The organism is Streptomyces sp. NBC_00354 (assembly GCF_036106915.1).
In the GTDB taxonomy this organism is placed as follows: domain Bacteria; phylum Actinomycetota; class Actinomycetes; order Streptomycetales; family Streptomycetaceae; genus Streptomyces.
Genome location: NZ_CP107983.1, coordinates 1,369,458 through 1,382,891 on the forward strand (window position 1 = coordinate 1,369,458; position 13,434 = coordinate 1,382,891).

10 protein-coding genes and 1 pseudogene are annotated in these 13,434 nt (G+C 72.5%); 5 read left to right on the top strand and 6 right to left on the bottom strand.

All coding sequences use genetic code 11. The features are described from left to right. On the bottom strand, positions 1-2,166 hold the full coding sequence (locus OHT74_RS06445) for a putative bifunctional diguanylate cyclase/phosphodiesterase (RefSeq protein WP_323139657.1): 2,166 nt from the start codon (positions 2,164-2,166) through the stop codon (positions 1-3). A 143-nt stretch (positions 2,167-2,309) separates the two neighbouring features. Beyond that, entirely contained in the window at positions 2,310-3,140 is an 831-nt protein-coding gene (locus OHT74_RS06450; protein ID WP_266661520.1) for an SAM-dependent methyltransferase, read from the bottom strand. A 314-nt stretch (positions 3,141-3,454) separates the two neighbouring features. Between OHT74_RS06450 and OHT74_RS06455 the strand changes: the two genes are divergently transcribed. The 3 genes from OHT74_RS06455 (at position 3,455) to OHT74_RS06465 (ending at position 5,859) form a co-directional block, all read left to right on the top strand. Further along, positions 3,455-4,165 (top strand): hypothetical protein, encoded by a 711-nt coding sequence (locus OHT74_RS06455; protein WP_328619658.1) that lies wholly within the window; start codon positions 3,455-3,457, stop codon positions 4,163-4,165. Positions 4,166-4,225: 60 nt separating this feature from the next. Continuing rightward, positions 4,226-4,996 carry a bestrophin-like domain gene (locus OHT74_RS06460; protein WP_266998482.1) on the top strand — a complete coding sequence of 257 codons (771 nt, stop codon included), beginning with the start codon at positions 4,226-4,228 and terminating at the stop codon, positions 4,994-4,996. Positions 4,997-5,268: 272 nt separating this feature from the next. Next, complete coding sequence (locus tag OHT74_RS06465; protein ID WP_266661524.1) at positions 5,269-5,859, top strand: hypothetical protein; 591 nt, start codon at positions 5,269-5,271, stop codon at positions 5,857-5,859. Between the two features lie 99 nt (positions 5,860-5,958). Here OHT74_RS06465 and OHT74_RS06470 read toward each other — a convergent pair whose 3' ends face one another. Further along, entirely contained in the window at positions 5,959-6,501 is a 543-nt protein-coding gene (locus OHT74_RS06470; protein ID WP_266661526.1) for a hypothetical protein, read from the bottom strand. A 352-nt stretch (positions 6,502-6,853) separates the two neighbouring features. Here OHT74_RS06470 and OHT74_RS06475 point away from each other — a divergent pair, with 352 nt between their 5' ends. After that, positions 6,854-7,552 carry a class F sortase gene (locus OHT74_RS06475; protein WP_328619659.1) on the top strand — a complete coding sequence of 233 codons (699 nt, stop codon included), beginning with the start codon at positions 6,854-6,856 and terminating at the stop codon, positions 7,550-7,552. Positions 7,553-7,618: 66 nt separating this feature from the next. Here the strand turns inward: OHT74_RS06475 and OHT74_RS06480 are convergent, their stop codons facing one another. Both OHT74_RS06480 and lysX read right to left on the bottom strand, forming a co-directional pair. Further along, a complete protein-coding gene (locus tag OHT74_RS06480) occupies positions 7,619-8,518 on the bottom strand; it encodes a polysaccharide deacetylase family protein (protein ID WP_328619660.1) in 900 nt (299 codons plus the stop codon). A 103-nt stretch (positions 8,519-8,621) separates the two neighbouring features. Continuing rightward, positions 8,622-11,927 (bottom strand): bifunctional lysylphosphatidylglycerol synthetase/lysine--tRNA ligase LysX, encoded by a 3,306-nt coding sequence (gene lysX / locus OHT74_RS06485; protein ID WP_328619661.1) that lies wholly within the window; start codon positions 11,925-11,927, stop codon positions 8,622-8,624. A gap of 44 nt (positions 11,928-11,971) precedes the next feature. Here lysX and OHT74_RS06490 point away from each other — a divergent pair. Next, positions 11,972-12,112, top strand: a pseudogene (locus OHT74_RS06490) (universal stress protein); the annotation flags it as partial. 36 nt (positions 12,113-12,148) lie between these two features. Here OHT74_RS06490 and OHT74_RS06495 read toward each other — a convergent pair. Beyond that, positions 12,149-13,357: a CapA family protein gene (locus OHT74_RS06495; protein ID WP_328619662.1), complete on the bottom strand. Its 1,209-nt coding sequence runs from the start codon at positions 13,355-13,357 to the stop codon at positions 12,149-12,151. Positions 13,358-13,434 lie beyond the last annotated feature (77 nt).

The window sequence follows — 13,434 nt, forward strand, 5'->3', positions numbered from 1 at the left end:
TCAGGAAGGCGTGGGCACGGCGTCCGACAGCGAGAGGGTGTGGATGCGGTCCGGGGAGCCGGGGCGGGCGTAGTACCAGCCCTGGGCGGTGTCGCAGCCGAGGTCGCGCAGCTGGGCGGCCTGGGCGCCGGTCTCCACGCCCTCGACCGTGACGGCGAGTTCGAGGCTGTGGGCCAGCGCGACGATGCCTTCCACGATCTTGACGTCGACCGGGTTGGCGGGCTGCTGCTGCATCCCCTTGGTGAAGGAGCGGTCCAGCTTCAGGACGCTGACCGGGAGGCGGCGCAGGTTCGCCAGGTTCGAGTAGCCCGTGCCGAAGTCGTCGAGCGCGATGTCCACGCCGAGGGCGGCGAGCCGGCGCAGGGGTTCGAGGAGTTCGTCGTCGGCGCCGATCAGGGCCGATTCGGTGACCTCCAGGCACAGGGCGCCCGGGGCGAGGCCCGAGTTCTCCAGCACCGCGACGGTGTCGGCGACCAGGCCGGGGTGGTGCAGCTGGGTCGGCGAGAGGTTGACGTTGATCCGCAGGGCGGAGCCGCCGTGCTGGCGCTGCCAGTTGCGGGCCTGGCGGACGGCCTCCTCCAGGACCCAGCGGCCGAGCGGCACGATCAGCCCGGTCCGTTCGGCGAGCGGGATGAAGCGGTCCGGCCCGAGCACCCCGTACTGCGGGTGCGACCAGCGCACCAGCGCCTCGGCGCCGTGGACGCTGCCGTCGTGCATGTGGACCAGCGGCTGGTACTCGATGAAGAACTCGCCGCGTTCCAGCGCCGCCGGGAGGGCGTTGGTCAGGCCGTGCCGGGTGATGGCACGGGCGTCGGCCTCGGCGTCGGCGAACTCGAAGCGGTTGCCGCCGGCCGCCTTGGCCCGGTACATGGTGATGTCGGCGCTGCGCAGCACCTCCGCCGCGGTGCGCTCCCGGGCCAGGCCCTCCACGATGCCGATGCTGCCGCGGACCGACAGCTCGCGGCCCTCGATCCGGATGGGCACGGACAGGGCGGACAGGATCCGGACGGCGAGTTCGGTCACCTTCTCCTCGGTGTCCGAGCCGGTGGTCAGCGCCACGAACTCGTCGCCGCCGAGTCGCGCGACGACCTCGCCGGGGCCCGTCGCGCAGCTCTGCAGCCGGTCGGCGACCTCCACCAGGAGCCGGTCGCCCGCCGAGTGCCCGAGGCTGTCGTTGACCGCCTTGAACCCGTCGAGGTCCAGGTAGCACAGGCCGAAGCGGCTGCCGCCGGCCCCGCTCAGGGCCTTCTCCAGGCGTTCGAAGAACAGCGTCCGGTTCGGCAGCCCTGTCAGGGCGTCATGCGTGGCCTCGTAGCGGAGCCGCAGGTTCAGCAGCCGGCGCTCGGTGGTGTCCTCCATCAGCGCCAGCTGGTACTGCGGCACCCCCTCGGCGTCGCGCAGCAGCGACACCGTCAGGTTGGTCCACAGCACCGTCCCGTCGTGGCGGTAGTACGGCTTCTCGACGCGGTAGCTCTCGCGCTCACCGCGCACGAGTTCCCCGTACATCCGCCAGACGTGCGGGGCGTCGTCGGGGTGGCCCCACTCACTGACGTTGCGGCCCCGGACGTGCCCGCCCATCCCGCCGAACATCTGCAGCAGCGCGTCGTTGACCTCGAGGACGTTGCCCTGGAGGTCGGCGATGCCGATGCCGATGGCCGCGCCCTCGAAGACCGCCTTGAAGCGCTCCTCGCTCGCGTGCAGGGCCTGCTGGGCGTCGATGCGGGCGGTCAGCGCGGAGCGGGCGATGGCTTCCTGCTCCTTGAGGGTCCGCTCGCGCAGGGCGCGGGCGAATCCCGCCGCGATCCCGTGCTGGAGCCGGGCGCAGCGCGACCGGTACTCCTCGGTGCCCTCCACGCCCACGCCGTCGGGTCCGCAGTAGAGCACGAGGTACGACTCGACCACGCCGAGCGTGCCGGCCAGCGCCTCCGGGTCGGTGCAGTGCACGGCGACGAGTTCGGCCCCGACCCGCTGGGCGACGCCCGCGTCGAAGGGCCGGGCGTGCAGGGCCTCGGCGAGGGTCCGGGCGAGCGGAATGAGGTGCTGTTCGAACTCGACGCGGGTCAGCGAGGTCGCGGTGACGGGGAAGATCGCCCGTCCCCAGATGGTCGCGAAACGCCCGATCCGGTCCTCGAGCCCGCTCCGCAGCGCGGCGGGACCCGCCGACAGGCCCGCCGGAGCCGGCGGGCCTGTGCGTGCGGACGGAGGCTCTGCTCCCTGCGCGGGCTCTGCTGCCTGCGCGGGTTCTGCTGCCTGCGCGGGTTCTGCGTTCTTCGGGGTCGGTGTGCCGGAAGGCACCGCGGCCGGGGATCTCACGCCTTGCGTCCCACTCCGCCGAAGCCCGAGAACGCGTACGGGTCCTCGGGCGCCTCGTTGTCCTCCGGGTCCTCGGTGCCCTCGGGCTGCCACAGTGGCATCGACACGACACCGGGATCGACCAGCTCGAACCCGTCGAAGAAGCGGGTGATCTGCTCGCCGCTGCGCATCACGAGCGGGTTGCGGATGTCCCGGTAGACGCCGACCATCCCGCCCGCGACCTCCTGGGAGATCGGGATGCCCTCGTAGGAGGCGTGCGTGAGCACCAGGAGGCTGCCGGGGGCCAGCGCCTCGCGCAGTTCGGCGACGGCGGCGTACGGGTCGTCCGCGTCCTCCAGGAAGTGCAGGACGGCGACGAGCAGCAGGGCGACCGGGCGGTCGAGGTCCAGCAGCTGGGAGACCTCGGGGGCGGCGAGGACGTCCCGCGGCTTGCGCAGGTCGGCGGCGACGATGCCGGTGCGGTCGTCGCCGGCCAGGACGGCGCGGCTGTGTGCGACGGCCACCGGGTCGTGGTCCACGTAGACCACGCGGGCCTCGGGGCTGGCGGCCTGGGCGATCTCGTGGACGTTGCCGAACGTCGGGATGCCGGAGCCTATGTCGAGGAACTGGGTGACGCCCTGGGCCACGGCGTAGCGGACGGCGCGGCGCATGAAGGCGCGGTTGGCCTGCATGATCTTGGGCAGGCCCGGCAGGAACTCCATGGCGCGGCGGGCGGCCTGGCGGTCGACCTCGAAGTTGTGGGAGCCGCCCAGGTAGTAGTCGTAGATGCGGGACACGCTCGGCACCGATATGTCGATACCTGGCGGGGCCCAGGCGGGGCGCTCCATCGGGGTCTCCAAGCCGTAGTCCTGCGCGATCGTCCGGGATCGGACGCCTGTCCGAGCCGAATGTACTGATCATTGCCCAACGGAGCGAGCAAAAGCGGAAATTGGTGATCCGTTCTTCATCACACACCAAAGGCCTCCAAGGCCCCTCCCGCAGCGAATGACCGAAACCGACAAGTCGCTTATGGGAATGCGCAGGTGCATGACCGGACTACTTCGTTCCGTGGCTCAAACCTCTACGGTCTTCGCTCCACCCGTTCAGGCGAACCACGGCCGAGCCCCGCGTGCGCGAGCGCACGTGAGCCCATGCTCCCCGGGTGAACAGAGCCTGTACCAGACGCCTGCTGGCGGTCCCGGTCCTGCTGTGGGCGGCGTTGTCCGCCACGCCGGCCGTGGCTGATAGCTGCGCCTACGCGACGATCGACGCCGGGGACGGCGCGGCCGCCGTCCGGCTGGTCGCGGCCGCCGGAAGCGGTGCGGCCGCGAGCGGCCGGGGTGGCGGACATCACGGCGACGGGCCTCCCGGCGGGCAGGGCGGCGGCCACGGAAGCGGACACGGCAACGGCCACGGAGGCCACCACGGACCCGGCAGCCACGGGGGACACCCGGGACACCACTGCCCCCCACCGCCGCCCCCGCCCTGCCCGCCGAAGCCGAATCCCACCCCGACGCCGACCCCGACGCCGACCCCGGCGCCGAAGCCGCCCCCGAAGCCGACTCCGCCGCCCGCGCCGCCGCCCCCACCTGTCCCGAAGCCCACTCCGCCGCCCCCGCCCGCTCCGCAGGCGAAGCCGAAGCCGAAGCCGCCCGCGCCGGCCCCGCCGAAGCCGGTACCGCCGCCGCTCGAGGTGAAGGCGCCGGCCCCCGCGGTGACGCCCCCGGCCCCGCCCCCGAAGAAGCCCGTGGCCAGGCCCGCCTACCACACGGCGGCCGCCAAACGGCCCGAGCACCACATCTCACCGGTGACCTTCACCTTGATGACCGCGGCTCCCGCGGTGCTCGCGATCGTCGCACTGCGCCCGCGCTAGAGCCGGCCCGCACACCCCGCACACCCCGCACACCCGCTCGTGACCGATTTGGGAGTCATCTTGTCGGAATGGCTCGTCCTGTCCCTCGCGATGGCCGCGGCCTGCGCCGTGGTGCTGTCCATCGTCTTCTTCAACCAACGGCGGATCGGCGACGACGACGATCCCGACGAAACACCGGACGTCATCGAGTACATGACGATGATGATCGGGGTGATCTACGCGATCGTGCTGGGCCTGGCGATCGCCGGCGTCTGGGAGGGCCGCGGGGCCGCCCAGGAGTACGTTCGCCAGGAGGCCCAGGCCCTGCACGAGATCAGCGTCCGCTCCGAGGTCTACCCGGCCGAGGTGCGGAAGAAGATCAGGTCCGACGTCGACGCGTACGTGACGTACGTGGTGGACACGGAGTGGAAGGAGATGGCCGACAGCGGCAATCTCACCGACCGCAGCGGGGAGCTGCTGGACCGCATCCGCCGGGACGTCACGGACTACGAACCGCAGACCGACCACGAGGGGCAGGCGTACCAGCCGCTCGTGGACCAGGTCGCGCTGGTGGACGACGCGCGCAGCGCCCGCGGGCAGAGCGCGGGGGCGACGATGCCGGGGGTGGTGTGGTTCGGGCTGATCGCCGGCGCGCTGGTGACGGTGGGCCTGGTCTTCACCCTGCAGATCCGCCGCTCGTTCCGGGAGCTGCTGCTGGCGGGCCTGTTCAGCGCGCTGATCGCCTTCCTGCTGTTCCTGATCTGGGACTTCGACGCACCGTTCGGGCGGGGCATCGCGGCGACCGCCGAGCCGTTCCTCGCACAGTTCCCGCATCTGGGGCTGGGCGACTGAGGCGCCGAGGGTGCCCGGGGTGCCGGCGGTACCGGGGACGCCGGCGGTGCCAGGGTTGCCGGCGGCTGCGGGGCCCCACCGTGCCCCTGCAGCCGCCCCGCAAACCGGGGACGGGCCTCCCGTCCCCGGTTCGGCCCAGGCCCATGCCCCATTCGCCCGTTCCTGATCGCGGGTCACCGTGGCCGCGCCTAGCGTGGCGGGCATCGAGGCGCACGACCCCCCACGTGCGGAAACCGTTCCGCGGCTGCTCCTCGGGGATCCGGAGAACAACCATGGGTGCGATACGTACCAACGCCACAGCCCTGCTGAGCGCCGGCGCCACGGGCGCCGTACTCGCGCTCGGCGTCCTCGGCGCGCCCTCCGCGACCGCGGCCGAGGCCCAGCCCATCACCTCGTTCGGCTTCGCCATCACCCCGTCGACGGTTGCCCCCGGCGGCAAGACGGTGCTCTCCGTCACCGGCTGCAACGCCGCCTACTCCACCGCCTCTTCCGGGGTCTTCGACACCGTGAGCATCGCGCGCGGCCAGACCGCGCGGGTGACCGTCGACCGCGACGCCCGGCGCGGAGCCGTGTACTCCGTCTCCTTCACCTGCAATGGGGAGACCGGTTCGGCCGACCTCACCATCACCGGTGGCACCACCCGTCCCACCACCAGTTCCACGTCGACGGCCACCGCGAGGGCCAACACGACCGTCACCTCCACCGCCACCGGCGGCGCCTCCCTCGGTGTCCGCGGCGGCCTGGGCGGCAGTGTGGCCGGGATGGATCCCCGGGAGCTCGGCGCGGGCGCCGGGCTCTTCCTCGCGGCCGCCGGCGGTACGGCGTACGTGCTCCGCCGCCGCCGTTCCGCACGCGGCCACTGAGCATCCCCGGCGGACTCGCGACCGCCGGTCGCCCCGAGTCCTGGCCGAGGATTCGGGGCGACCGGCGGTTCCCGGGCTGCGACCGGGGAGGCGGCGCCGTCAGGCCCGCCCGCGGACGGGACGGCGCCGGCGCATCACGTGGACGCCCGCGCCGAGCGCCGAAGCGCCGACGAGGCTCGCCCCGATGGCGGTCTCGGCGGTGGACGGGCCGAACGAGCCGCCGATACCGCCCTGTGCGCCATTGCCGCGGAGGATCGTGAACCGGTGCGTGGCGACCAGGCTGTTGTCGTGGCACTTGACCGACAGCGTGTGGTTGCCGGGCGTGGCGTGGTTGAAGATCCGGACGGTGGCGAACCCGATGGAGCCGGCCGAGAGGTTCGTCTGGGGAAAGTTGCCGGCCGACCAGACGGTGCCGCCGTGGCGGCAGCCGGCCGCGCTGACCTGCATGGTCGAGCCCTGGTGCACGGAGTACGGGTTGACGGTGACGTTGCTCGGCCCGTTGCCGCTGTTGCCCCCGTTGCCGCCCTGACCCGACGGAGATCCGCCCAGCGGGTCCGACGGGTTCGCGGCGGCGAACGGGGTACTGAGCCCGACGGCGACGAAGGCCGCCGCGGCCACGGTGAAGGCGCGGAGAACACGCATGGTGGAACCTCCAGCGGGAAGCGCCCCGGAGCGGTCGCCCGGGAAGATCGACGAGAACGCCTCCCACGACGAACCCTCCGGGCGGCTCGCAACCAGCGCATTTCCGCCTTTGGGCCGCAAGGTTGAGCGACACGCCGAGACTCGCGCAGCCCGGCTGACGGATCCGCAGGTCACGACCCGTCAGGCATTTATGTGACGAATACCTGGATGGGCGCACCCCTTCCGGCCCCGCCACCCGTTCGCCCTTCACCGATCGCCGTCTTGCGTACGCAGCCTTAGCGTGCGTGGAGAAGGGCGTACAGGGGTGGGACAAGAACGCGGGTCGGGACCCCCGCGTCGGGAAGGGAGAGCCATGACCGAGGACGAGAGCGAGCAGCCACCGAGAAGACGATCCCCCTGGGGCGTGCTCGCACTGGTCATGCTCAGCGGCCTCGCCATGATGCGCAACGGGGCGGAGGTCGCCGACGGGCCTCCGCAGCCGACCGCCGCCGCAGCGGTCGGGGTGCCTGCCGAGCAGCTCCCGGCGAATCCGCCGGGGCAGGGCGAACTGCCCATGCAGCACCAGCCCGCGCCACCGGTGGAGGTGGCGCCGCTGGAGCACTCGTCGGTCCAGCGCATCAAGATCCCCACCATCAGGGTGGACGCGCCGGTGATGACGGTGGGGCTGGACCCGCAGGGCTGGATCGAAGCCCCGCCGCCACAGGACCCGAATCTGGCCGGCTGGTACCTCAACGGCATCTCGCCGGGGCAGCGCGGCTCGGCGGTGATCGTGGGCCACGTCGACAACGCACACGGCCCGGCGGTCTTCTACGGCCTGGGTTCGCTGCGCAAGGGCAACCACATCGAGGTGGAGCGGTACGACGGACGCACGGCGGTGTTCGAGGTGTACGGGGTGGAGGTGTTCTCGAAGGAAACCTTCCCCGGAGCCCGGGTGTACGGGGACACCGGGCACGCGGAGCTCCGGGTGATCACCTGCGGCGGCGGCTACTCCAAGGCCCGGGGCTACGACGGCAACGTGGTCGTCTTCGCCCGGATGGTGGAGACGCGCTGAACGATCGGCTTACCGCCCCGCCGGACGGCCCGGGGCACCGCCCGCCCCGCCGAGGGAGAGTACTCCTCAGCGGGGCGGGAGCGCGGGCAGCGTCATCCGGTAGCCCCGGGCGAGGAGTTGGGGCAGGTAGGTGCTCACCGCCGAGACGCTCTGCGAGCGGTCGCCGCCCGCGTCGTGGTTCAGCACGATCACGCCGGGCGCCGCGCCCTTGAGGACGCGCGAGACGATCGTGGTGGTGCCCGGCTCCTTCCAGTCCAGGGTGTCCACGGTCCAGGCGAGCGGTTCCATGCCCAGCTCGGCCCCGATCTCGAACGCGGCCCGGTTCCACGCCCCGTAGGGTGCCCGGAACCACAGCGGCGCCTCCCCCACCGCCTGTTGTACGACCTCGCTCGTGCGGGCGATCTCGGAGGCGAGGTCGGGCCGGCTGAGCGTGGGGATGAGCGGATGGGTCCAGGTGTGGTTGCCGATGAGGTGGCCCTCGGCGGCCATCCGGCGCAGCAGGTCCCGGTTGTCGGTGGCCATCTCTCCGCAGACGAAGAACATGGCGCGGACGCCGTACCGGGCGAGGGTGTCCAGGATGGCGGGCGTGTAGCGGGGGTCGGGCCCGTCGTCGAAGGTGAGCACCATGGCGCTCGCCGTGCTCGCGTCGGGGGGCAGCTCCAGGATGGGCCGGGTCCGTACGGCGGGCTTCGCGGCGGGCGGGCGCAGCGGGGTCTCGGAGGTCATGGGGCTCAGCCGGTACGCGGCCTGCCCGGGCGCCTGGGGCCGCAGGGCGCGGACTCCGCCCGGTCCGGCGGCTCCGCCGGGTCCCGGCTGTCCGACCGCCGGGCCGCCGGCGGGGCCGGCGCCGAGGCCCGCGCCGGGTGCGCCGCCCGCCGTGTTCTGTCCGGGTGCTCCGGTCTCACCGCCGGTGAGGAGTCCGGAGGCGGCGGCGACTCCGAGGAAGACGGCGGTACGCAGGAGCATGCGTCGCCCTACTGTCGGCTCGTCGTTTTTCATTATTACTACGTATCAACGACATCCCCGCAGATGTCGAGAGGCGCGAACGCGCAGGCTTCCCCTCACCCGATCAGCCGCGCCGCACCAGGGGGAACGGCAGCGTCTCGCGGATCGTCAGGCCCGTGAGGAACATGACCAGCCGGTCGACGCCGATGCCCAGCCCGCCGGTCGGCGGCATGGCGTACTCCAGGGCGTCCAGGAAGTCGTTGTCGAGTTCCATCGCCTCCGGGTCGCCGCCCGCCGCGAGCAGCGACTGGGCGGTGAGCCGGCGCCGCTGCTCCACCGGGTCGGTCAGTTCCGAGTACGCAGTGCCCAGTTCGGTCCCGAACGCCACCAGGTCCCAGCGCTCGGCGAGGCGCGGGTCCTTGCGGTGCTGCCGGGTCAGCGGGGAGACGTCGGTGGGGAAGTCCTTGTAGAAGGTCGGCAGCTTCGTCTTCTCCTCCACCAGCCGCTCGTACATCTCCAGCACCACGTCGCCGCGGGTGTCCTCGGGCGTGTGCGGTACGCCGGCGCGGTCGCAGAGCCGGCGCAGCACGGGTTCCGCGGTGTCGGCGTCGACCTCCTCGCCGAGGGCCTCGCCGATGGCCCCGTACATCGTCTTGACCGGCCAGATCCCGGAGATGTCGTGGACGACGAGCTGTCCGTCCGGGCCGGCCTTGTGGGCGATCGGCGAGCCGAAGGCGGCGGTCGCGGCGCCCTGGATCAGCTCGCGCGTGAGGTCGAGCATCACGTCGTAGTCGGCGAAGGCCTGGTAGGCCTCCAGCATGGTGAACTCGGGGTTGTGCTTGTAGGAGACGCCCTCGTTGCGGAAGGTGCGGCCCATCTCGAAGACCTTCTCCAGGCCGCCGACGCACAGCCGCTTCAGGTACAGCTCGGGTGCGATGCGCAGGTACAGGTCGAGGTCGTAGGCGTTGATGTGGGTCCGGAAGGGCCGGGCGTTGGCCCCGCCGTGGATCTGCTGGAGCATCGGGGTCTCGACCTCGAGGTAGCCGCGGTCCAGCAGCCCCTGGCGCAGTGCCTGGACGGCCGCGGAGCGGGCCCGTACGACGTCCCGCGCCTCGGGGCTCGCGACCAGGTCGAGGTAGCGGCGCCGGACTCGGGCCTCGGGGTCGGCGAGACCCTTGCGCTTGTCCGGGAGCGGGCGCAGACACTTCCCGGTGAGCTGCCAGGAGGTGACCACGAGGGACGGCTCGCCACTGCGGCTGGCGCCGATCTCGCCGCTCGCCACCACGTGGTCTCCGAAGTCGACCTGGGAGGTGAAGGAGTCCAGTACGCCGGCGCCGCTCTCGTCGCGGGTGAACATCAGCTGTACGTCCCCGGACCAGTCGCGCAGGACGGCGAAGACCACGCCGCCGAGGTCGCGTACGAGCATCACGCGGCCGGCGAGCGTGGCCTGCTCCCCGGACCGGTTGCCGGGCGGGCGGGCGGGGTGGGCGGCCCTCAGCTCGGCCACGGTGTGGGTGCGCTGCCGGATGCCGACGGGGTACGGGTCGGTGCCGGCCGCCCGGATCCGCTCCATCTTGTCGTGACGGACCCGGACCTGTTCGGGCAGCCGCTCGGCGCGCGCCGCGCCTGCGGCCTCCTGCCCCAGCAGGTCCAGGCCGAGGGAATCGAGCGGGGGCAGCCCCTCGGTGGAGGCGGGCGCGGTGAGCCCCCTGGCGTGCGCGTTGCCCCACAGTTTGCGCAGGCTGGGTACGGAGACGAAGCCCTCGGCGATGCCGGAGGCGAGGCTGACCCGGGCGAGCGAGCCGGCGTCCTGGTAGCAGAGGAACCGCGGGTACCACTCGGGCCCGTACTTGACGTTGGAGCGGTACAGGGCCTCCAGCTGCCACCAGCGGGAGAAGAACAGCAGCAGTTTGCGCCACAGCTTGAGGACGGGGCCCGCGCCGATCCGGCCGCCCTCCTCGAAGGCGGAGCGGAAGACGGCGAAGTTGAGGGAGATCCGGCGCACGCCGAGGCCGGGCGCGGCAGCGCACAGCTCGGCGACCATGAACTCCATGACGCCGTTGGGGGCAGTGCGGTCGCGGCGCATCAGGTCGAGGGAGATGCCGTCCTTGCCCCAGGGGACGAAGGACAGCAGGGCGATCAGCTCGCCCTGGGCGTCGAAGGCCTCGACGAGCAGGCAGTCCCCGTCGGCGGGGTCGCCGAGCCGGTCCAGGGCCATGGAGAACCCGCGCTCGGTCTCGGTGTCGCGCCAGGTGTCGGCGCGTTCGATGATCCGCTGCATCTCCTCGTCGCTGAGGGCGGAGTGGCGGCGGATGACGGTGGTGGCCCCGGTGCGCTTGACGCGGTTGACGGCCTGGCGGGTGACGCGCATGTCGCGGCCGTCGAGGTCGAAGTGGGCGACGTGCAGGATCGCTTCGTCGCCGAGCTGGAGGGCGCTGAGCCCGGAGCGGGCGTACGCGGTTGCGCCCTCCTCGGAGGCGCCCATGACGGCGGGCTGCCAGCCGTGCCGGCGGGCGACGGTGAGCCAGGCGTCAACGGCGGGGGTCCAGGCGGCGGGGTCGCCGACCGGGTCGCCGCTGGCGAGGCAGACGCCGGCCTCGACGCGGTAGGTGACGCCGGCCCGGCCGTTGGGGGCGAACACGACGGCCTTGTCGCGGCGGGTGGCGAAGTAGCCGAGGGAGTCGCCGCGGCCGTAGGCGCCGAGCAGGGCCCGGATGCGGGGCTCCTCGTCCCCGTGCAGGGCGGCGGTCAGCCGCTGGGAGCGGAAGAGGGTCGTGGCGGCGTTCAGCAGGGCGAGGGCGCCGAACAGGCCGAGGAAGAAGTACAGCGGGCGGGGCGGGTGGCCGTCGAACTGGCGGGGCGAGACGAGGCCGCCGAAGACCTGCCGGGCGGCCCAGTCCAGCCACTGCCCCTTGGGCAGGGTGCCGGGGAACAGGGCGACCAGGCCCCAGCCGACGAGCACCGCGACGAGCAGGCCGAGGCCCAGGACGAGCAGGGCCCGCCAGAAGGCGCCGGGCCGGGAGGCGGCGTAGAACTCCTTGCGGGCGGCGACCAGGACCCCGAGGGCGGCGACGGCGATGGCCATCGAGGGGCCGCCGATCCAGTAGTAGTCGTCGGCGATGATCAGGAGGTCGACCAGGACGAGCAGGGCCAGATAGGTGACGACGATCCACCAGGCGACCTTCTTGCGGGTGCCGAGGGCGGCGGCGAGCAGGAAGAGGAAGACGGCGTAGGCCAGGTTGGCGCTGACGGGCACCACGATCTCGTCGAGGAACCGCACGATGTGCCGCAGGAGGTGCCGCAGCGTCGGGGAGAGCGCCAGTACGGCGCACAGCAGTCCGAGCGCTCCGAAGAACGCGGCGAATGCGTCGGGCACCCGGTTCAGGAAGCGGTTCCGGGTGCCCCGGGTCTCCTCCACGGTGGCACTCATGGTTCGCACTGTAGGGAGGCCGACGCCGCTCCGCGCGGCGAGCGGGCCTGGTGAGCGCGGCGGAGGAGCTGACGGCGGACGCGGTGGTGGTCGGCGCCTCCGAGCAGGCCGGGCACCGCATCGTCGGCTCGGGGGCGGTCCGCCTGGTCAAGGCGGACCGCCGGCCCGTCACGGTGGTTCCGTGACGGGCCGGCGGTTGCGGGAGCGGCCAGGGGCGGCCGCTATTGGGCCATAGCCAGGCCGTCCTTGGCCGCGCCGCGGCTGAGGACGGCCTCGCTGATGGCGTCCTGCGCCTCCTCGTACTTCCCGTCCGAGGACCGCGCCAGGGCGGCGGGCAGGTTGACGACCTTGCCGGCGGACAGGTCCATCATCTGCGGGACGAACTCGGCCTTGGTGACCTGCCAGCGCCGGCCCGCGGCGGCCGGCGGGGCGAAGGTGAAGCGGCCGATCGAGCCGTAGTTGCCGCGCATGTCCCGCGCGCCCGAGTAGTTGAACATCTCGCCGGCCACCTGGTCGCCCATGCCGTAGATGATCCACGTCCCGTTGACCTTCTCGTAGGCCTGCGGGATGTGCGCGTGCGTGCCCAGGATCATGTCGATGTCGGGGCGCCCGCCGGTCTGCGAGGCCGTCAGCGCCTTGCCGAGCGCGAGCTGCTTCTCGTCCGGCTCGGTCTGCCACTCCGTGCCCCAGTGCACGCTGACCAGGACCACGTCCGCGCCCGCCTTCCGGGCGGCCCGCGCATCCGCGATGATCTTGTCCTTCTCCATCAGGTTGACGGCCCACGGCTGGCCCTCCGGCAGCGGGTAGCCGTTCGTGTCGTACGTGTACGCCAGGTGCGCGACCTTCGCGGAACCCGCCGTGTACATGGTGGGCGTGGCCGCCTCGGCCGCCGTACGGGCCGAACCGGCGTGCTTCAGACCGGCCTTGTCGAACCTGTCTAGGGTGCGCTTCAGGCCTTCGGCCCCGGCGTCCAGCGTGTGGTTCGAGGCGGTGGAACAGCCGTCGTACCCGGCGTCCTTGAGTCCGTCGGCCACCTCGGGCGGGGACTGGAAGGCCGGGTAGCCGGTGAACGGCCCGCCGTCCTCCCCGTACACGGTCTCCATATGGCAGATGGCCAGGTCGGCGGCCGAGACCACCGGCTTGACCAGCGAGAACATCGGCCTGAAGTCGTGGCCGTCGCCGTCCGCGTCGGCCGCCGCCCGCTTGATGACGGAGTCGTGCGGCAGCACGTCGCCGGTCGCGACCAGGGTGAAGCCCTTCGCGGCGCCGTCCTGGGCCGTGTTGGACCCGGAGCCGCTGGACGGCGCCGGGGCGCGGGAGTTGCCGAGGCGGGCCGGCGCGGGCTCCTTCCCGGCGGAACAGCCTGCGCCGGCGGCCGCCATGAGGACAGCCGACAGGAGCGCGAGGGCCTGCCGGGTGTGCTTGGTCATCTGGGCCAGCTCTCATTAGTAGGACTATCTGACCATCTCTAATCCATGGAGGTGGACGTCACCAGTCGGGCAACGGC

What these genes read in the sequence shown, in the direction of transcription:
- OHT74_RS06450 (WP_266661520.1), bottom strand. Translation starts at nt 3,140, where the DNA reads ATGGAGCGCCCCGCCTGGGCCCCGCCAGGTATCGACATATCGGTGCCG.
- OHT74_RS06480 (WP_328619660.1), bottom strand. Translation starts at nt 8,518, where the DNA reads ATGCTCCTGCGTACCGCCGTCTTCCTCGGAGTCGCCGCCGCCTCCGGA.
- OHT74_RS06465 (WP_266661524.1), top strand. Translation starts at nt 5,269, where the DNA reads ATGGGTGCGATACGTACCAACGCCACAGCCCTGCTGAGCGCCGGCGCC.
- OHT74_RS06495 (WP_328619662.1), bottom strand. Translation starts at nt 13,357, where the DNA reads ATGACCAAGCACACCCGGCAGGCCCTCGCGCTCCTGTCGGCTGTCCTC.
- OHT74_RS06470 (WP_266661526.1), bottom strand. Translation starts at nt 6,501, where the DNA reads ATGCGTGTTCTCCGCGCCTTCACCGTGGCCGCGGCGGCCTTCGTCGCC.
- lysX (WP_328619661.1), bottom strand. Translation starts at nt 11,927, where the DNA reads ATGAGTGCCACCGTGGAGGAGACCCGGGGCACCCGGAACCGCTTCCTG.
- OHT74_RS06475 (WP_328619659.1), top strand. Translation starts at nt 6,854, where the DNA reads ATGACCGAGGACGAGAGCGAGCAGCCACCGAGAAGACGATCCCCCTGG.